The sequence below is a fragment of the Sulfoacidibacillus thermotolerans genome, assembly GCF_003144315.1.
GTDB lineage: Bacteria > Bacillota > Bacilli > Alicyclobacillales > SLC66 > Sulfoacidibacillus > Sulfoacidibacillus thermotolerans.
In genome coordinates this window covers 62,667-81,913 of the sequence record NZ_MPDK01000012.1, presented here as the reverse complement: position 1 = coordinate 81,913, position 19,247 = coordinate 62,667, and the positions used below count along the sequence as shown (strand labels likewise).

Below are 19,247 nucleotides of genomic sequence, written 5' to 3'. Positions count from 1 at the left end.
CCGCCGTATGCGGACCCGCATGTACGGTGGTGTGAGAGGTCGGGGGCTAGCCGCCCCCTCCTACTCGATCAAATTTGATCTGTAATCCATAAAAGCGTGATAGGCTGTAGATATTAACAAGTCAGTTGTTTTGAGTCTAAGTTTTCGAGTAGTTGCAATTATGTGATTTAGGATTCAGCGCGGTGAACCATATCAAAAGTAGTGGTAAAGCGGGAATTGAGGGTAGAGGCTTCGATGACGACATTTTCGGATGGTACTGAAATTACTTCATAAAAATTGTTAACCCGAACTTGAGGGGTGAGGTGTGGCAGTTTCGCTAAAAACGTCATTGAGAGTTGGATTTCTTTGTGCTTAGAAAATGAAGTAGCTGAGATGGAGAGCGTTGCATTGACAATCTTAAAGATTGGTTGCTAGGGTGACTTATTTTGTAGGTTTTGCACTAGTGGGCGTCTCTAATGTGCATAGAGTATTTGAGGAATGCGTAAGGATTGAGGTGTCGCTTTATTACTATAAGGGGTGCCTGTGGAAATTCCTTATCCCTTGTTGGTTAGCCAACATGTTTATAATTGGAGAAGGAGATATTGTATAATTAACTTATTCGAGACAGATCTGAGTACGTAAATTTTATCTTTAGATAGTGATGGTTGGGCATGGAATTAAGCCTGTGTCTACAGGATGATTTTTAGGAGCCGAATCTAAATGAAATGATACTTGCGTTAGCCTGGGAGGATTCCGAATGAGCTCACTGAAGAAAAACCTAGATGAATTACAAAAGCTTGCCAAAGAGCGTACTGTTAAGACCCAAAACATCGAGTACGATTTGGAAACCTTGGTAAAGAAAATTGATAAGAAGGTCATAAAGCTTGATCCTGAATACCAAAGAAATCATCGGTGGAATGAAGAGACATCTTCTAAACTAATCGAAAGTCTAATTTTGAATATACCTGTTCCATTGATCTATATTTCACAGGATATTGACGTTGATGATGAAGTTGATGATGATATACCGAGGTATTCTGTCATTGATGGGCAGCAACGATTAACGGCTATTTTTAATTTTATGACTAATAACTTACCACTCGAAGGCATGGAGGTACTCAAGCCTCTCAACGGGTCTTTTTATAGGGATTTACCTCCTTTCCTAGTAAGAAGGCTTGAAGAAAGAACAATAAAGTGCTTACGGATTGATTCGACACTGGATCCCCAGGTTAAGTACGACATTTTTGAGAGATTGAATTCTGGGTCAGTTAAATTGGAAGCACAAGAATTACGAAATGCGATATATAGAGGCCCGTTTAACAAAATGATTAAGGAACTTGCAAAGAATGAGGACTTTAGAGTGTTAAATCAAATCGACTTGGCCGCTCCGGATGAGAGTAAAAAAGTTCAGAAGATGGAGGATGTTGAGCTTGTTCTCCGTTTCTTTGCATTACACAATAATAATTACAAGAATCTTAAAAAGGGATTCAAAACATTTCTCTCGGAATCCATGGAACAATTCAACAAGTTATCAGGTGCTGAATTGCGGATTTACAGCGAAAAATTCACCAAGACAATGGCACTGATACGAAAAGAATTCGGGGACAAAGCCTTTGCAAAATATCGGCTCGAAGACGGGAAGTTTGTCAAAATGTCTAATTTTAATGCAGCTGTGTATGACTCTCTAGCAATTGCCATCGTCGACTGTGTTGACCTCAATAATCCACAATTATTAGACTTAACATTTGAGAATTTTCGACAGTTATTCGCTGATCCCGAATTTTTTGAATGGGTATCGGGGAGTGTCAACGATCGAGAGAAGGTTTCTAGACGTATAGAAGCTGCTAAGGAGCTGCTTACGAAATGACGTCTAGTACCAACACGTTCGCGTCTGTTTTCATTGAGGAGTTAGAAGGAAGATGGAAAGAGATAGATATCCTCATTGACCAGATAACGAGGAGTGAGGATGATGTAAAGAATGTTCTGTGTAGGTCTGCCGTAGTTTTATTAGTTGCCCATTTAGAGGGATTTGTAAAAGAAACTGCATCGATTTTAATTAAGGATCTGAATGCTTTTGTCCGATTTAAAGATCTGCCGAAAATTGTGCAAAAAACCTATTGTTCAAGATTTCTTTCGCCGATAAACGATAGTGGAGGCATCGACTATAGAATTCAGGGGAAATTGCTAGAGGAATTTGAAAGCTTGAATGCACAGCTTGTTGTGGAACCCTTTTTGTTTGAGCGAAACAAAAACCCATCTCCAACGGTTATCGAAACAGTTTTAACTAACTTTGGAGTCAAGGATTTTTTTACACTGATTTATCAGTCTAATCTAGATATTGTGTTTGAGAACAATAGGGCTGAAACACTAGTTTTGTCATCTGAGTTAAAGGATTATCTTAAATTAGCAGTGGTAAGTTTTCCATACAATATAGAATTAGACAAGTACTCCATATCTCAAAAAGAAAAGAAGCTAAAGCGTGAGGAATCTTTGTGGATCGCGTTTATTGATGAATTGTTACGAATGAGGCACTCAATAGCGCATGGGTCTAATTTTCAAAACGAAATTGGTGTCCCGCAGTTAGAAGATGCAATTATAAAAGTTCGTATTTTGCAATACGCTATAGCTTTAGTTCTGTTTGCCAGTGTCATAGAATGACATGACACTTGTACGTCAATGTTACAGGCATAGGGTGTGGACCATCTACTTCTGACTAGAGAGTTGTTGACTCCACTGGATGCCATACAAATATCTCCCGATCGACCCTAACTTTCACTGCTCTCTCGATAATGTACATGATCCTTATGAGGATCGATTGGTCAGCATTCCGCATAAAGCAGGTTCTCTGTTGTTCCAAAGCGCCTGCTTTTATGCGTACTATGGTGGAAGTAAGAGTTGCGGGTGGATGATACGATGCTCGTGCTGCTGACAGGCGCCTAAGTTACCTACTCCACACATGTGGAGTGCTGTGTGTCGCTCATCAGAACCTCCTGAAATCTGGTGTTAGGATGAAATAGTAGACACAACGAATTGAGAATGTAAGAATAAGGTGATTCGGGGTGAGCTACATGACACGGAAGTACGACAAGGAATTCAAACTTCATGCTGTTCAATTAGTTTCGGAAAGTGGGAAACCAGCAAGCCAGGTCGCACGTGAACTGGATGTATCTCCAAAGACGTTGTATGGCTGGATATTGAAGTTCAAGGAGGATCCAGCTACTCCGTTCGTTGGTAACGGGAACCTTAAGCCGGACGAAAAGGCTTTGCGGGATCTTGAGCGGGAGATTCGCGAACTACGAGAGGAGAACGCCATCTTAAAAAAAGCGGCGCGCATCTTCATGAACGACCGGAAGTAAGGTACCACTTCATCGATAGATACCGCTCCATATTTCCGGTTGAGAAGATGTGCAAGATGTTGGATGTATCTCGGAGCGGGTATTACGCATGGCGCTGGCGCCCGGAGAGCGAGCGTTTCAAACGCCAAAAGCGAATCACGAAGCGGAATCGTCAGATATTTGTGAAGTCTCGTCGACTTTATGGCAGCCCCAAAATCACGCAAATTCTGCGCAGAGAAGATGGTGAGCGGGTGTCGCAGAAGATGGTGGCTACCATCATGCGAGAGAACGAACTTCGCAGTCGTACGGTTCGCAAGTATAAGGCGACCACATACTCAAACCACAACTACCCGGTATATGAGAATGTGCTGAACCAGACATTCGTCGCAGAGCGGCCAAACCAGGTGTACATGGCGGACATTACCTACATCCCGACTGATGAGGGCTGGGTCTATTTGGCGAGTTTAATGGACTTGTACAGCCGGAAAATCGTGGGCTGGTATGCCTATGCACGAATGACGAAAGAATTGTGCATCACGGCGCTAACCCAGGCTATTAAACGTCAAAAACCCGTAGGTGTTCTGTACTGCATCATTCAGACCGTGGGAGCCAATACGCTTCTCATGACTACAGAACAAGATGCAAGAATACGAAATGGTCGGGAGCATGAGCCGCAAAGGCAACTGCTTTGATAATTCGTGTATCGAGTCATTTCACAGCATTATCAAGCGTGAGCTCGTCTATCTGGAAAAGTTTAAAACGCGTAAGCAAACCATACAACGAATTTTTGAGTACATCGAAATTTGGTACAACCGGGAACGCGTTCACTCGTCTATAGGCTTTTTATCACCGGCCGAGAAGTAAAGAAGATATTTCCATGCACAACAGGTAAAAGTTAGCTGAGTTTTCTATATCAGAATATTAAGACTTAAAAATTCTCAGTTTGAGGTGTCTAATCTATTGAGTGGTAAGTTGACCGACCTTGGCGTAGACTCGTTCGATTTTCTGTTCCTAAGCCTTTTGTTCCTTCACGGCCTTGCGCTCATCGACGAACAGGCTAGCCATGTTCTCAACGGCGACTTTCTTCCACTGGCTCAATTGAACGGGGTGAACACCGTACTCCGCAGCAATCTGTGCCATGGTTTTTTCCTCTTTGAGAATCTCTTTGACGACTTTCGATTTGAACTTGAGAGTGTATTGTTTTTTCATAGGCTTAGTGTAACCCAACTGTCCTCCTATCTGGTGTCCAGTTTCTTGGGTCCACTATACTTATAACATCGGATTCCGAATCAAAAAAGTTTACTATAGTCTGATGAAGTTTTTAAAACTTGAAGACTTTAGAATGATTTGCTCTGTAGAAGGGAATGGTTAGGGAAATATTTTTAAAGGAGAATGGGCGGCTTTCTGGTTATTCTGTAGTCACTTCGATGTAAGAAAATAGAATTGGATCGTTTTTCTTTACGCTCGCTCTTTTAGAGGAAAGGATTTATAATGGAAAGAAGGGCGGTGATCGGCAATGAAGTTTATTACGACGGAACAGCTTTATGATAAATTCAAGGCAAAGCATGTTTTGCAATTGTCTGATCTAGTCAAAATGATCGAGGAAGAATTTGATGTTTCTGTACGGATTGAAGAGCATGCGGATGAATTGGACGTAAAGGGCCTGTCTGAAGATGCTGATGTGATCCGGCAAGTAAGGGCGAGCCGAGAAGATCGCAAGGCTGGACGAACCTACACTGGGGAACAGGGATTAGACTATTTACGTCAACAGATTCGGGAGTTTGAACGTGAATCAAATTTATAATGTAAAATGGTCTGAATCTGGTTTGACAGAGTTAGCCAGAATGTACGGATATCCGTCGGAAGTAAAAGAACGGATTTACAATGATTCCCTTAAGCGTTTGAAACATACTCCAATACAAATGGCAAGGCCAATTCCATTTGGAGAGTGGGAAGGGTATTGGGCAAGAATGGGTTTGTACCAAGTTACCCTGATTTTTGAGGTCGATGATCACAATCAAACGATTTGGATAGACGGAATTAAACATAAGCGTCAAGATTTGTATTGGAGGAAGTCTCTTCAGAGTGAGAAAAATAGTGATCAGTAACGGCTATGCCTAGGCTTCCGCTTTTATTTTTCTTTCACTTTTAATACCCATATGAACACACAAAACAGCCTCCCACGGGCTGTTTTTTTTCCTATAATCTCTTTCAAGGAGGCACGCCCTTGACACAAAACGATAACCCATAAACCGCGCATCCACACATCGAACGCACTTTGGAAGGAGAAAAAACCTTATCTGAGTTGCTTCTCACCATACTGAAAAGGAGGATTGGGCATACAGAATGAGTTATAATAGAGTTACACCTGCACCCTCAGCGATGGGACTAGACCAATGAACGTAGGCGCATATATTCGCCTATTCACTGTATTTGAAGAACAGGATACATCGGTGATCAACCAGGAGGAAGGTTTGAATGATTATATCCGCCGGAACGGATGGATCTTGTTTGTCACTTACAGTGAAAGACAATCGAGCTTCAAACGCCGAGAAGAGTTTCAACGTCTGATCAAAGATGCACGCAGCAAACGGTTCCAAATTGTTTTAGTGAAGTCATTGGGCCGGTTTGGACGCAATATCGGGGAACTGAATACAGTTGTTCCAGAGTTGGTGGAAAAGGGCATTCGCTTTATTGCACTGGCTGAGGATATCGATACGGACAAGCAGGGATGGCAGAGTGAAATTGTAAAATTTAGTTTAGTCCCGAAACTCGTAATTCAGGTCCATGGCTACGCCTAGGGGTTGTGAGTAAAGTCAAGGGAAAGGTGGAGATTTTCCAGACGTACTTTTCTAGAAAATACGACCTGACCTTGACGAATGAATCCCTTAATGAAATGGGAAAAAGTCTTGCGACAGATGTTTGGAGCAAGAACTTAGCTCCCGCCGCTTTTTAGACTATCTTGGATCGTTGGTCTCGGTAATATAGACGACGTTTCATCAAATGTGGATATCCATCGTTTGTTGTGCACATTCGTTTCCAGTTATCGTGAATTTCGATAAACCGAAAAACCATGCTTTTGACCACCTCCATCTTCAATGTTTCTGTTTTGACCTTTGAATATAGCTAATCACTTGAACGTCAGAAATATTATTCATATATTCCAAATTATAAATTTTGAAAGGGGGCACTGAACATTCAGCAGGTCGACCATGGTCAGCTATCTTTACGAAGCATTGAAGGCATCTCCCAAACGATTCTAGATTCTATTATATACTATAAATAGATGTATACGGAAATAATCGGGCTATTATCTTAACTTTTTCAGATCTCTTCAGGGTGGGGTGATTTGCCGCTTCTCGCAAATATCTACCTGAATCATCTGAATACGTCATGGGAGAGGCAATTCTCCCATTTAGGTACATTGGTGTTGCAGGCCTTCTTGATTTGCGTTATTTGGCAAAAAATACAATAAAATCGTAATTCTCATCAACCCTCAAACATTTACTTTTTCCCCGCTTTTCTATCTCATTCATCGCCTTTTTGGGGCGTGTGGGGGCAGGCTTAAAATAATCTAACTCTTGCTTTCTCGGCAATAGACTACACCTGAGAGACTAGCTCATCTTACAATCGTATCTTGATGCGAATCTATACTGAAAAGTGCTCTAGCGATCTTTAAGTGATGTCCCTTGTTTCGACAACATTCGTATGCGTCTTTTGATACGTTGAAGTCAGACGCGATACGAGATGAATGAGATCATAGAATCCTTTCTCTTAGTGTTAAAAGCGATGGAGGTGTACAGTTTCGATCCGATCATCGTGCTTCGTGCCGTATCGTACAATACGGGTACTTATTGCCCAACGTGTGGGCGATGGGCGCATCGAATACACAACGTGTATTATTGGACCTTGCAAGACATGGTATCAAGTCAATAGACGACTTAGCGTTTTTCATCCTTGCTTATGTAGACCCACTATTGTTGCCCCCATTTACGAGTTAATTATATGGATGAAAATGAGTACTTCTTATCGATTTGAAAAATAGCACACCACCGTTTGCAATTACCGCCAATACAGCCATTAGCAGCAATACAAGTCTATATCCTATAAATTGAGTCAGCACTCCGCTTACTATAAACCCTAATGGGATTAAAGCATCTGAAAGCGCAGTATCAAATGAGTCAATGCGTCCGATTAATGATTCCGGTATCTCATTTGACAACACTGTATCGAAAGTAATATTGCTAAGAGTTAGCCCCATTGCCATTCCTGCCACAGGAATTATTAAGAGGTATAGTGGTCCGTGCAATGCTATCGAAACAAACACAATAGGCATCGTTATTGCAATGAGTACTTTAGGAATGATGAAAGGATAACGCCGAATTCGATCATAACCCACCATACCTCCTAAGATACTACCGGCCGCATTTATGGTAGACAAAAATCCCCATGTTATAATACCTTCAGAACTGTTATTAAGGACTAATGGAACAACGACTGAATAACTTGCCGTAATCATATTAGTGATACTAGATGCTGCGGCCAGCCAAATGATCCATTTATAGATTATCACCGCGTTCCAACTCTCGCGTAAATCGACAAAAAAGTTAGTTGTTTTAGTGTTCAAATCTATTCGCCTTGTGGTAGATATTCCAGTTAAGGATAATGCACTGATTATGAAGCTTATGGAATCCAGTAGAAATACCAACCAATACCCTATGAAATGTACTAAAATTACCGCAATTAGAGGAGCTATAAGACGGGTAAGATTATTAGTGAGGGATTGCAAACTGATAACTTTTCCGCGATATATTTTGGGAACAATAGTTTGCCGTAATCCCGTTACTGTCGGCTGATATAACGCTTGGCAAACCCCTTCTAGTGCCGCTTCAATCAATAGGTACCCAATTTTTGCTTCGTGAAGAAAAAACAAAACTGCTACTATGGCCAATATGAAAGACTGTATATAATCCAAGGCGATAAGCAATTTCAAACGATTCCAGCGATCGGATACAATGCCTCCGAATAGTTGGAAAATTATACGTCCTCCCCAAAGAGACGTCAGTATACCACTAATACTTAATACAGAATGGTTTAACGATAACACAGCAAATGTAATAGTAACCGGAATCAGGTTGTTTCCAAAAGATGAAAGGGATTGCCCGATCCAAAATCTAAATATAAACGGTTCTTTAAAATATTTAGGGACGGTTGTCTTTATCAAGATTTATCCTCCAGGTGTATTATATTTACCACTAATTTGTAATTTACTGTTCATTAATGTAACCCTCCTGCCTATAAGTAAGCAAAGTTTTAAGGGAATCAATCAATAACTCTTTTTGACTAAACTCATTTCCAGTTGGTTCTAGGATCAGAGATATTCTATAAAAATGCGCTGCTAATTTCCTCTATAATAATAATATGTTCGTATTGAATAAATTCTCAAATATTTTTACTGATCTATTATCTTGAATATCTCTGTGCGCCCAAACTTATCCACTAATTCATGGTTTAATCTTCCATTGGAGAACACTCTCATTATCGAGAATTTAGGTGAAGGATAGGTACGACAAGTTACGGCTTTTGTCCCCTTAGTGGGTTGCATTGGTCGAGCCTTCGCCAAGTCAAAAAGATACTATCGTATTGTTGCCTACTGTCTTTCGTGAAACCAATCTCCCATTTGCACCGTCTCCTCTGTAGAAATGCAAAAGGGGATGAATTTCATGAAACATCGAATAAGAATTGTAACCATGTCTATCGCTGCGATGAGTTTGATCATTTCCGGGTGTGGTACGAGAAACAGCACAACGTCAAGTGTATCCGTTACAAACCATGTGACGATTTCCAGCAAAAGACTAGGAAATGCACTGCCACCCATGCATCCTTCGCAGTTGAACATCAGTCAAAATGCAGAACTGACCATGACGCTCCCGACACATACACCAAAACAAAACACAATTGCCCCACAGGTTCGACCTGATTTCTTGAACAGTCAGCAGGGATTTGCAGGAGTACCTAGCGGGCTCATATTTACCTCAAGCGGAGGACATACTTGGCGTCGGATGCAGTCTCCGGCAGGCCTCATTCAAGATGTACATTTTACGTCCCCTACAACGGGTTGGGTAGTGACAAGTACAGGTCCTTCCCTACAAACTTCTGATGAAACATTTCACATTTATCATACGATCGATGGCGGAGCACACTGGCAGGAACAATGGAATGGTCAAGGCGCACAGTTTGGCTGGCCAGATAATCCTAGAATATTCGCTTTTTCAGGGCAGATGTCGGTTGCTTGGGTGGATGGTCACCTTCTCAAGCAATCGAAAGATCGCTCGATCTGGAAAGCTATGAAGCTACCCATCACTGGCACACCCGTCGAGGCTGACTTTGTGAGTTCAAGCATGGGATGGGCAGTAGTTCAACAACAATCTACGAGCTCGGCTAGTCAAGCCCCCACATCTAAGCTTATTGTCTTGCAGACCACAGATGGTGGAATCCATTGGCATGTCCAACTTCATACGATGCCATTCCAGGGTGGTGGAACAATGCTCCAATTTGGCTCCTCTACAAACGGTCTGCTCTTATACAAAGATACAGATTACATGGAAACCGTGATGTATCGGACGACAAACGGGGGAAAAACATGGATAAAATCTATTCCAACGGAACTAGAGGGCAGAGTGTTTGCAGGACGTCCTGCCTTTGGCCAGGACAACTCCGTTTGGATACCGCTGAGTGCAGGAGCAGGTCCATTTGCCAGTTCTATATTGGCAACGAATGATATGGGCCAGACTTGGCATACCGTGGTTGAGCATGGAGAATGGAGACAAATAGAACTGAGCAACCGATTTGAGAATACATCCTATGTATTTGCAGGCCTTGAATCCGGTGCTGCACTGTTGAAGACAACGGATGACGGAAAAACTTGGACACAGTTGTACCCTGGGGTGGAGCCTGCTATAAATATCAGTTTCGTGTCACGGACCGTTGGGTTTGCACTAGGGACTGGTGCAAATGAAAATGCAATCTTGAGAACATCAAACGGTGGGGCAAGTTGGATGACCGTTGGATCGCTTCCAAACGGGATTCAAGCATACGACATCACTTTTACAAGCCCGAATGTTGGCTATGTTACGGTTGCTCCACTGAAAAACTCAACGAAATTGGGGAATACAATGATTATGAAAACGAACGATGGTGGGAGAAAATGGACACCAGCTACTGTTGGAGGCTTGCCACGAGAAATTCTTACGAAGGTATCGAGTCAAGGTTACATCGTGCAACCATTCTATCTGCTACCTGGCAAGGGCACCAACGGACAATGGATTTTGGGAACTACGGGATATCCGAAGTTATACACACTTCTATCCGTTGGGAGCCAGACCAAAATCGAAGCCACCTATGATGATCCACCCGGAGCTCTTGAGGGGTATGCGTTCACTAGTCTGAAAGATGGGTGGATGTATGTGCTGCGCACTGCCAAGTCGGGGGATCCAAACGGTCAGAGTGTGATTAAACAGTTAAATCCGCTAAATGGAACTTGGGTGACGAAATGGACATTGCCAAGTGGCTGGTCTGTCGAGGGGATGGATCGATTGTCAGCGCAGGATGCTTGGCTGGTGGCACAGAAACCGTGGGCTTCCATGCACCCGACGTTCACTATTTTTCGTACCACCGATGGCGGCAAGACGTGGACGAAGTATGAAGAATCGAATGCACTTTGTGTCACGCCACCAGCAATGTCAGGGAATTCAACGTTTCCGATCGACTTTGTAAACCCGGACGACGGATGGCTGCTGACGCAGCAAGGGTTGTTGCGTACGACGGATGGCGGAGCTACATGGAAAAAGGTTGGTTGATAAAAATAGAATCAAGGGAAGCGGCTTACACGCCTCGACTAGGTAACAAGGTCTCTGTTGCCCAACAAAAACGGAAATTGCAGCCATGAGGATACAACCAACAAAATAGCGAAACGTGGCGTAGACGCTCACAACCTGTTGACCGAGAGAAATTAGCAGGAACTGATGCTTTCAGGGAAGGGATTTATCTCACTCAAAACGCTGGGAGGAGTGAGTGAGAGCACGCAAAGGGAACCCATCGGCAATCTTTCAGTATTGGTTTGTTACATCAATTTTTTATCGGACAAGATGGAACCTGACAAAATTCTGCCGCTCTTGTCATCAAGGAGCCCTTGGCAGGTTCCGCCGTGGTTCTCAAACACACGGACGTGTCCGCCTGACTCGTACACGATGATGACGGACCAATCTTTTGTCATCACATTGCATTTTATAGAGGGTTGGCTCTCGCTCATTTCTTGGTTGATTTTTGCAACAATGGAGTCGACCACTGCCTTATCTAAAATGACCTTCTGCGCCCCGTTTTTCTCCACAATGATTCGGGTTGGATGAGAAAGAGGCTCAAATTTCGGGAGCGGACGTATCTGTGTGCCGGGCTCAAACGCATACCCGTGCAGTACGCTATCACTCATCTGCAAGTCACCTCCGAGATCCCTCCAAAATGATGTGCTTGCCCAGAACGTCTTTCCTCCGTAAGAAATAAATTCGCACCCGGATGCGCTGACGTGTGCGTCTATGACGATATTGCCGTTCGAAGTGAATTTCATCTCGTATGTGAGTCCGAAATCGGCGGGACAACTGATTGGACCGCCTGATACGGGTTTAATTAGGTGCTTGATATCTCCATACAGTTGTTTCGCTATGGCTGCATCCAAAGAAAATGTGACTTGTTCACTTCCATAATTCCGTGTGACCAACACCGCATTAGGGATTACCCCATTTGTTCCCTGCGTGTGCGATATAGCCCCTGTGTCACAACCGGTTAGTAGGAGACATGATACCATCGCCGTAAAGAAAGTACCTTTCATGGGAAACACCTCTTTTACTGAATAGACGAAGATCTCCCCACTTTGGTTACCGATGATGGGACCCCAGGTTGCCGTTTTGAGATGAGGATCATCGAGAATGATACCCTCATGTGCATGAACGGTTGTTTCCCACATCATAAAAGCACAGAAAAACGCGGCATAAAAATGCAGAGCTAGCCTGCGATTACGATGCGGAAATTGAATAGGCACTTGTCAACATCACTCTACAAAGTCTACCCTTGAATTTGTCGATAGCAGACATTGCCACTCAAATAGCGGTGGATTGGCGCACAGCCAAGAAGGATGCCGTGAAGAATGACTGGAGCCTATCCTTTGGAAAACGAAAGAAATCTCGCCCTGTCAGGGGATCGTACCTTGACATTGTGATACCTGATTGATGGAAGATGGGCAACTTCCCCGGAAACAACGACATACCGCGAAACTTTGAATCTGGAGCATACACAAAGTTATGAACGGTTGGAGCATCCGGGTGGTGAAGCGCAGGTGAACTTTGGAACCGCTTATGTAGGAACGCAGGACAAACTAGTAGAGCGTAAGGTTTTGATCATGTCCTTCCCCTATAGTAAGCAGCCTTTGCGTTTTCTGTAAAGTAAGAGAATATGGGAACGGGCAAGACGCATTTGGTTACGGCGTTGGGGGTGGAGGCTTGTAAGCAAGGACATGAGGTCAGGTTTTTTCGGGTACATGAATTGGTGGCTCTCTTACAGGAAAAATACCAGACAGGAGACAGAAACTCATACGAGATTTGCAGCGGTGTGAACTCCTGATTTTAGATGAAATGGGTTTCGAACCGTTTCTCCAGGATGGGGTCGAATTACTGTTCCATGTGGTTTCTGAATGCTACGAGACCCGAAGCGTGATCGTACGTCAAATCTCGAATTTGCCAATGGAGCACGATCTTTGGAGATATAAAACTTACAGCAGCTCTCGTGGACAGACTGGTTCATCATGGGGTACCGCCGACATTTTAACGAAAATATACTCTAATACATTTATTGGAACGTGAATGCAGGCTTTTCCTACTCTAAGAGTTCCCTGAAACATGAAGAAACATGGTATATATACACCGCGTTCCGCATATTCATTCGTATTTGTGTGACGGTCGATCTTGCACTATTGCCCCCTTATGTTCAAGAAGCATTGTTCGATGCAGAATCCTTCATTTGTGGCTGATTACTCGGCAGAAATGCAAGAAATACGATGATTAGTGCCGCCAGACTCATCAACGTTGTCATTCCTACCATTAAGCTACGTACTCCAAACCAAGTCGCCACGAAACCACCTAGCAGTATAAACACGATGTTTAGCAATTATTGAGGTGGACCGACTACGCTGTTGATTCTCCCCATATGTGATACTGGTATTACTTTTTGTGTGTATGTGGTAAATCCCACGCTCGCACTTGAACCAAACAACCCCAGGATGATGAGTCCGATAACAGCCGCCCAGAAGGAATGTGCCAAAGAATAGAGTAGATATCCTACCGCATTCAACAGAGTTCCGATACCCAAAAGCCATGTGGTAGTGAGCCGATTAGATATGATCGATAACAGCAGAGAGCCAGAGACAAATCCGATTCCTGCGGAAGTGACCATCATGCCGTAACCAAGTTGCCCAAGGTGCAAGGCTTGCCGAGCAAAGACAACCTCTTGCGTGTCTGCCGTGAGTGCAAAGATGCCAATGAGTGCGTTCAAACTGAATAGGACGGTAAACAGTCGGTTCTCACTGAGAAATTGAAATGCAGTTTGCCAATCCTTGAACACAGTACGCCAAGGATGCTTTCTTTCCGTGGATGCTTGTGGCGTGCCCAATTCAGGCAACAAGATGAAAGACATTGCAGAAGCCAAGAAACTAACCGAATCCAACCATAAAGGGATGGAAGGATTGCCATGGATCAAGAGCACCCCTGCAATGGCAGGTCCCGTCAGAAAAGCACTGTACCGTAAGGTACTGACAATCGAATTTACTCTTTTTCGGAACTCCTCGGGAACAAGCAATGTCTGATACGGAAGAAACAGACTACCGAAAAATGTACTGCAAACTCCAAGTAGAAATAGAATTGCGTAAATAGAAGCCAAGTGTGGCAGGAGTGGCAAAACACCAATCAGCACTGCACGGGTAAGCTCGACGCCAATCAGTTGCTTCCTACGGGAGAATCGATCTGTTATGCTTCCAGCCCAAGGTCCTACAATTAACGCCGCAATCCTAGACACAACCCACAGACCTGCAACAGCCGATGCAGAGTGTGTTTGGTCGAGAACAAAAACGTTAATGGCGACGAGATAGATGAAATCCCCTATAGCAGAAATGCCAACTCCAGATACAAATATACCTGTCCAAATGTTAGTTCGGAATTGTTTCTCTCCAAAAGCCATTCATTCACCTCGAATTCACAATCGTTGTTCAGGATTACTGGTCGGGTAGCTCAGGCACCTTGCGATGCCCTCGCCCCCTCAGAACCGTACGTGACAGTTTCCCGTCATACGGCTCAAGCCATCCTGCAGTCGTCATCTAAGCAAGGTTCTTCGAGGCGCTATATTATTCGTAGCACCATCGATGAGTCACAAACACATTTTCAGACGTGTCATACAAGAACGTTGATTGCGATGAGATAAACAAAGTCCCCAATACTGGAGACTCCTATCCCAAACAGTAAAATTGGAAATATGTCACTCAGTACTTGCCTATCTGGATGATGGATAGTGACTCACTCCTGAGTTTTAGTCGAATGGTTTCATCGTCAAAATGGCGTTTGGATTCCCTATTGTATTAAGTCAATATAGTGGACACTCCAGAACGGGGAAATTCCAAGTTTTAATATTCTGATATGATTACTTTTGTTCCGCTCAGCTTGCCTTGGCCCTCGATACTTGGGAATATCTTCTTTCGTATTCAACCGGCGTTAGATAGCCGATGGATGAGTGTACCCGCTCCCGGTTGTGCCAAACCTCGATGTACTCGAAAATTCGTTGTATGGCCTGCTCTCTCGTTTTGAACTTTTCCAGTTCTAAGTAAACGGACACGGATACCTGTCCATTAGGTTTCTCCTCCTTGATACTCGCTGTCCAATGAGAATAATGACGTTGTCGCAGGAACATTGAACCCCTTAATCGAACGCAACCGTCTGATCTAAAATCCTCTCTGGCGGACGCGGGTGGTGTGGCATGGGATTTGGAACGAGTCGGAACGAAAAGGCTTTGAGGTCGTCGGGTAATTTTGGGCTGACCATGTATACCAGAGACGATTGGTTCGTGTGTCCTTGGGAACGGTGAAATTGGATCTGCCGCCCCTCACTCGGCTCAACGTTTAACATAAGCTGAATGTTCAACTCTGCAGTTTCCGCATCATCATCTGTGTAGATATCCACGTAAACAAGACTGAAATCTGCATATTGTTCCATACGAGTAATTTGATAGGCGATTCCTTCCGACTGTACTTTCTTCATCACAGGAACGATGCCGACCAAGTTTTGCGGTGAAACGGGTAGTCGCGGCGGGCGGCGCGGATTGTTCATCGCGGCGAACACCGATGCAATGACGTGGCGATCAACATGATATTCCTCACACCATCGATCAAACTGTTCTTTTGTTGGATAGCCGTTCGTACCTTGGCTGATCCGAAGTCGTTCCGCTATCAGCTTCGCCAGTTGTTCGTCAATCGGTTCAAGGTGATGGTCGTAGGGGACTCGCATCATAGGGTACTTCCTCCTCTGCTCCGTCAATATTGTAGGTTTTAGATAATTGTAGCAGATTGTGTTAAGGGTTTGAGATTATAGGTTGAAGAATAAGTGGATGGTTCACTGCTCTATAAAGTTTAAAATATAACGGCAAGTCGAATCTCATCAACTTTATTTTCTTATCCACCTCAATGACCTTCAACCTGTATCCCCGTCATTTCCGCTATACTAACCTTAATCCTATCAACACGAACGCAGGTGAACACACATGCTAACGCTTCGCAACACACGGAATCTCGCTGGTATCGAGATATCTGGCGATTTCCAGGACTTAGATACCCTGTACATGTCTTTGCTCACCATTATCGGGGACGAAGGCGAATGGGGACTACGAAGGTGCTCGACTCCGCGTTCTTGGAGTCATGTATGATATCCGACACGCATTTCAAGGAGATCGGGAAATCGAGTTCGTTTCGAATGGCATGGACGAGGACAGAATGAAATTCTTGGAGATGATCACGCCAGGGAAAAATCTCTATTACAAGTGCCAAATCTACTATCCTGAAGCGCTTTTCGTCACTATTGCCCTGAACGATTTTATCCGCCTTTACTCCAAAAAACAGGCAAGAACCGCTCCTTTCCCTCTAATGGACAAGCGCGTTCAATGGGATGCAAATGTTGCGACCGCAAGATTGTGTCAGTCCTCGGTGATGAGTTGTGTGAAGGAAGTAGTGACAGAGGCTCAATACAAGCGAATAATGAATCTAATGCATAAGGATAGTATTAAGTCAATATAGTGGACACTCCAGAACGGAGAAATCCAAAGTTTTAATATTCTGATATGATTACTTTTGTCCCGCTCAGCTTGCCTTGGCCCTCGATACTTGGAAATATCTTCTTTCATATTCAACCGGCGTTAGATAGCCGATGGATGAGTGTACCCGCTCCCGGTTGTACCACACCTCGATGTACTCGAAAATTCGTTGTATGGCTTGCTCTCTCGTTTTGAACTTTTCGAGGTAGACGAGCTCTCGCTTGATAATGCTGTGAAAGGACTCGATGCACGCATTATCAAAGCAATTCCCTTTGCGGCTCATGCTACCAACCATCCCGTACTCTTGCAGCTTTTCCTGGTAGTCATGAGAGGCGTATTGGCTCCCACGGTCCGAATGATGCAATACGGATCCTGTCGGCCGCTGGCGTTCCCAGGCCCGCTCCAACGCCTTAATGCACAGCTCTTTCGTCATCCTTGCACCCGCACTCCAACCCACAATTTTACGGCTATATAGATCCTCCAAGCTGGCTAGGTAGACCCATCCCTCGTCCGTTGGGAGTAGAGTAAGAAGCAGGGCGTAGTCGAACTATTTCCCTGCATCTCCTCTCCGAACCGGACTTGCACGTCTCAGCGCATCCGGCTCTCCATTTACGTGTTGCTCAAAGCAAAGGCGACGTCCCAATAACGCGATTCAATTGAATGTCGAGCTGGGTCGCTAAGCAGGTATGGATTCTTTTCAGGATTCCTCCAAAGAAAACGATTTTTAGGACTGGTGACAAGTCGCCGAAGTGCTATCACCCTATAGCAACCCCGACTATCTCTGCTACGAAGTACCCATGTTTTCGCCTTTCCTAGTTCAGGAACTCGAACATGGTCACGCATGAGTTTTCGAAAACCCTGCTTGTACTTTCGCGCCAACCAGTAGGCTAACTTCCAGAAAACCACGCGGTCCACTTTGCTGAATATGCTAGAGGTATAGTCGGTGTATCGATAAAAGTTCGCCCAACCCGCAAGTTGACGGTTTAGGCTTTCCACCATATCCATTCGGTTTACGCTGTAGTTTGCAGAAAGTTGTTTCACCAATTTGCCGACAAACCCTCGATATTTCTCCCATGGAATGGTTGTCACAACGTGCATTCGTCCTTTTGGCCCTTTCCTGCGAATGACTCGATGCCCAAGGAAGATAAAGCCATCGTTCACATGCGTGATATGGGTCTTGTCCATGTTTAACGTAAGCTTCAGTTTATCCTCAAGAAACTGCCTGCAAGCTTCACGCATGATTTCTGCATGAGCCTTGGTACCTTTTACGATGACCAGAAAATCATCAGCATAGCGACAATAGGATATCGCAGGCTTCCACTGTCGGTTTTCTTTCGTAACGATGGGGCGTTGTTTACGAATTCCATCGTTCCATGCCCATCTGTCTTTTCGTACCTTTTTGGTCAGATATCTCTCTTCCATCCATGCATCAAACTCATGGAGCATAATGTTGGATAATATAGGTGAAATGACACCACCTTGAGGAACTCCTTCACTTGATGCACGAAACAGACCCTTGTCAACGTGCCCTGCTTTGATAAATTTCCATAGCAGGGTTAAGAAGCGTTTATCAGCAATGCGTTTGCTAACGACCCTCATTAATAGCCGATGATGAACCGTATCGAAGTAGCTCGCTAGGTCTCCTTCGATCACCCAGCGCCCCGCGCTGCCTCGACTATCTGAGGCTGTCAATTGGCTTTTCACGGTACGAATCGCATGATGAACACTTCGGGAAGGCCTGAACCCGTAAGAGTAAGCGTGAAAATCACTTTCCCAAATGGGTTCCATCACCATGAACATGGCTCGTTGTACAATCCTGTCTCGTAGGGAGGGAATACCGAGTGGTCTGAGCTTGCCGTTCTTTTTCGGGATGTAGACTCGACGCGCTGGAAGGGGAGTATAAGTGCCCGCCAACAGCTCGTCCCGTATGGTTTCCAGCTCTTGTTGGAGATTGTCCTCCATCATCCGCTTATCGACACGGTCTACGCCTGGTGTGCGGGCTCCACTGGATGACAGTGTGATGCGAGCCGCTTCACTTAGCCATGTTCTGTCAGCAACTAGTCTCAAGAGGCGGTCGAATTTGCGCTCCTTGCTCTCCATTGACCATGTCGCCAGTTTGTTTTGCATTTCACTGATTATCAAAGGTCTTCACCTCACTATGGTCAGTTAATTAGCCAAGCAAACCGCGTAAACTGCCTCTCTTCGCCATGTAACCGTCTTTCACGGCCTCGGACTACTATAGAGGCTCCGCCAGCTTGTACATCATCGGGGGCACACTCCCTTGGCATCTGTACAAACCTTCCCCAGTTCACATGCTGGACGTTATAGCGTATGGGCGAGGTTGCCTATCGCAGTCTTTATCCTTGCTTGCCGCAAGTCGTCTCGAACACCACGGTCTAGCTACGCGCTCCCCGTAGTACCATGTCGGCTAGCTTACATTTCCAACTGACAATCGCCGCCTCATCCCTTACCTGTGTCTGAGACGGAATTCGAGACCTGCCTAGTAAGCGGTGTAGGCAGGGGTGACATTTCAACCCA

Annotated in this window: 15 protein-coding genes and 4 pseudogenes; 10 read left to right on the top strand and 9 right to left on the bottom strand. The window is 44.5% G+C overall.

Translation table 11 applies throughout. From position 1 onward, the window contains the following. The first annotated feature begins 736 nt into the window (after positions 1 to 736). The 3 genes and pseudogenes from BM613_RS08630 (at position 737) to BM613_RS08620 (ending at position 4,178) form a co-directional block, all read left to right on the top strand. On the top strand, positions 737 to 1,846 hold the full coding sequence (locus BM613_RS08630; RefSeq protein ID WP_109430773.1) for a DUF262 domain-containing protein: 1,110 nt from the start codon (positions 737 to 739) through the stop codon (positions 1,844 to 1,846). Then, positions 1,843 to 2,637 (top strand): MAE_28990/MAE_18760 family HEPN-like nuclease, encoded by a 795-nt coding sequence (locus BM613_RS08625; protein ID WP_109430772.1) that lies wholly within the window; start codon positions 1,843 to 1,845, stop codon positions 2,635 to 2,637. Before BM613_RS08630 ends, BM613_RS08625 begins: the two co-directional genes overlap by 4 nt. Positions 2,638 to 3,047: 410 nt before the next feature. Continuing rightward, a pseudogene (locus BM613_RS08620) lies at positions 3,048 to 4,178 on the top strand (IS3 family transposase). A 147-nt stretch (positions 4,179 to 4,325) separates the two neighbouring features. Here the strand turns inward: BM613_RS08620 and BM613_RS08615 are convergent. Then, positions 4,326 to 4,541 carry a transposase gene (locus tag BM613_RS08615; protein WP_109430771.1) on the bottom strand — a complete coding sequence of 72 codons (216 nt, stop codon included), beginning with the start codon at positions 4,539 to 4,541 and terminating at the stop codon, positions 4,326 to 4,328. Between the two features lie 289 nt (positions 4,542 to 4,830). On the opposite strand from BM613_RS08615, the gene BM613_RS08610 reads away from it, so the two are divergent. The 3 genes from BM613_RS08610 to BM613_RS08600 all read left to right on the top strand — a co-directional run bounded on the left by BM613_RS08610 (position 4,831) and on the right by BM613_RS08600 (position 6,115). After that, the gene (locus BM613_RS08610) at positions 4,831 to 5,118 is read left to right on the top strand and encodes a hypothetical protein (protein ID WP_245926318.1); all 288 of its coding nucleotides are present in this window, start codon (positions 4,831 to 4,833) and stop codon (positions 5,116 to 5,118) included. After that, positions 5,102 to 5,422, top strand: coding sequence for a type II toxin-antitoxin system RelE family toxin (locus BM613_RS08605; protein WP_109430770.1), 321 nt, complete (start codon positions 5,102 to 5,104; stop codon positions 5,420 to 5,422). Before BM613_RS08610 ends, BM613_RS08605 begins: the two co-directional genes overlap by 17 nt. Positions 5,423 to 5,710: 288 nt before the next feature. Beyond that, positions 5,711 to 6,115: a recombinase family protein gene (locus tag BM613_RS08600; protein ID WP_109430769.1), complete on the top strand. Its 405-nt coding sequence runs from the start codon at positions 5,711 to 5,713 to the stop codon at positions 6,113 to 6,115. 1,196 nt (positions 6,116 to 7,311) lie between these two features. Here the strand turns inward: BM613_RS08600 and BM613_RS08595 are convergent. Beyond that, a complete protein-coding gene (locus tag BM613_RS08595; RefSeq protein ID WP_181362991.1) occupies positions 7,312 to 8,538 on the bottom strand; it encodes an MFS transporter in 1,227 nt (408 codons plus the stop codon). A 499-nt stretch (positions 8,539 to 9,037) separates the two neighbouring features. On the opposite strand from BM613_RS08595, the gene BM613_RS08585 reads away from it, so the two are divergent. Next, the gene (locus tag BM613_RS08585; protein ID WP_146192779.1) at positions 9,038 to 11,173 is read left to right on the top strand and encodes a beta propeller repeat protein; all 2,136 of its coding nucleotides are present in this window, start codon (positions 9,038 to 9,040) and stop codon (positions 11,171 to 11,173) included. A gap of 263 nt (positions 11,174 to 11,436) precedes the next feature. Here BM613_RS08585 and BM613_RS08580 read toward each other — a convergent pair whose 3' ends face one another. Further along, positions 11,437 to 12,336: a hypothetical protein gene (locus BM613_RS08580; protein ID WP_181362990.1), complete on the bottom strand. Its 900-nt coding sequence runs from the start codon at positions 12,334 to 12,336 to the stop codon at positions 11,437 to 11,439. A gap of 482 nt (positions 12,337 to 12,818) precedes the next feature. On the opposite strand from BM613_RS08580, the gene BM613_RS15920 reads away from it, so the two are divergent. Together BM613_RS15920 and BM613_RS15915 are read left to right on the top strand one after the other, a co-directional pair. After that, the gene (locus BM613_RS15920) at positions 12,819 to 12,986 is read left to right on the top strand and encodes an ATP-binding protein (RefSeq protein ID WP_484419714.1); all 168 of its coding nucleotides are present in this window, start codon (positions 12,819 to 12,821) and stop codon (positions 12,984 to 12,986) included. Between the two features lie 11 nt (positions 12,987 to 12,997). Beyond that, positions 12,998 to 13,225, top strand: coding sequence for a hypothetical protein (locus tag BM613_RS15915; RefSeq protein ID WP_484419713.1), 228 nt, complete (start codon positions 12,998 to 13,000; stop codon positions 13,223 to 13,225). Positions 13,226 to 13,349: 124 nt separating this feature from the next. Here the strand turns inward: BM613_RS15915 and BM613_RS15045 are convergent, their stop codons facing one another. From BM613_RS15045 to BM613_RS08560, 4 genes and pseudogenes are all read right to left on the bottom strand, one after another. Then, a complete protein-coding gene (locus BM613_RS15045) occupies positions 13,350 to 13,493 on the bottom strand; it encodes a hypothetical protein (protein WP_181362989.1) in 144 nt (47 codons plus the stop codon). Between the two features lie 36 nt (positions 13,494 to 13,529). Then, on the bottom strand, positions 13,530 to 14,594 hold the full coding sequence (locus BM613_RS08570) for an MFS transporter (RefSeq protein WP_109430764.1): 1,065 nt from the start codon (positions 14,592 to 14,594) through the stop codon (positions 13,530 to 13,532). A gap of 471 nt (positions 14,595 to 15,065) precedes the next feature. Beyond that, a pseudogene (locus BM613_RS15535) lies at positions 15,066 to 15,215 on the bottom strand (IS3 family transposase); the annotation flags it as partial. A 110-nt stretch (positions 15,216 to 15,325) separates the two neighbouring features. Then, a complete protein-coding gene (locus BM613_RS08560; protein ID WP_109430762.1) occupies positions 15,326 to 15,913 on the bottom strand; it encodes a chorismate mutase in 588 nt (195 codons plus the stop codon). A 250-nt stretch (positions 15,914 to 16,163) separates the two neighbouring features. Between BM613_RS08560 and BM613_RS15790 the strand changes: the two are divergent. Further along, a pseudogene (locus tag BM613_RS15790) lies at positions 16,164 to 16,692 on the top strand (DUF6904 family protein). 63 nt (positions 16,693 to 16,755) lie between these two features. On the opposite strand, the pseudogene BM613_RS08550 reads toward BM613_RS15790, so the two are convergent. Both BM613_RS08550 and ltrA read right to left on the bottom strand, forming a co-directional pair. Continuing rightward, positions 16,756 to 17,238 (bottom strand): annotated as a pseudogene (locus tag BM613_RS08550) (IS3 family transposase); the annotation flags it as partial. 80 nt (positions 17,239 to 17,318) lie between these two features. Beyond that, positions 17,319 to 18,851 carry a group II intron reverse transcriptase/maturase gene (gene ltrA / locus BM613_RS08545; protein ID WP_219930662.1) on the bottom strand — a complete coding sequence of 511 codons (1,533 nt, stop codon included), beginning with the start codon at positions 18,849 to 18,851 and terminating at the stop codon, positions 17,319 to 17,321. Between the last annotated feature and the right edge of the window lie 396 nt (positions 18,852 to 19,247).

Excerpts from the sequence above, each read along its gene's own strand:
- BM613_RS08630 (WP_109430773.1), top strand. The coding sequence starts at position 737 with ATGAGCTCACTGAAGAAAAACCTAGATGAATTACAAAAGCTTGCCAAA.
- BM613_RS08625 (WP_109430772.1), top strand. The coding sequence starts at position 1,843 with ATGACGTCTAGTACCAACACGTTCGCGTCTGTTTTCATTGAGGAGTTA.
- BM613_RS08610 (WP_245926318.1), top strand. The coding sequence starts at position 4,831 with ATGAAGTTTATTACGACGGAACAGCTTTATGATAAATTCAAGGCAAAG.
- BM613_RS08600 (WP_109430769.1), top strand. The coding sequence starts at position 5,711 with ATGAACGTAGGCGCATATATTCGCCTATTCACTGTATTTGAAGAACAG.
- BM613_RS08585 (WP_146192779.1), top strand. The coding sequence starts at position 9,038 with ATGAAACATCGAATAAGAATTGTAACCATGTCTATCGCTGCGATGAGT.
- BM613_RS08580 (WP_181362990.1), bottom strand. The coding sequence starts at position 12,336 with ATGATGTGGGAAACAACCGTTCATGCACATGAGGGTATCATTCTCGAT.
- BM613_RS15920 (WP_484419714.1), top strand. The coding sequence starts at position 12,819 with ATGGGAACGGGCAAGACGCATTTGGTTACGGCGTTGGGGGTGGAGGCT.
- BM613_RS15915 (WP_484419713.1), top strand. The coding sequence starts at position 12,998 with ATGGGTTTCGAACCGTTTCTCCAGGATGGGGTCGAATTACTGTTCCAT.
- BM613_RS08570 (WP_109430764.1), bottom strand. The coding sequence starts at position 14,594 with ATGGCTTTTGGAGAGAAACAATTCCGAACTAACATTTGGACAGGTATA.
- BM613_RS08560 (WP_109430762.1), bottom strand. The coding sequence starts at position 15,913 with ATGATGCGAGTCCCCTACGACCATCACCTTGAACCGATTGACGAACAA.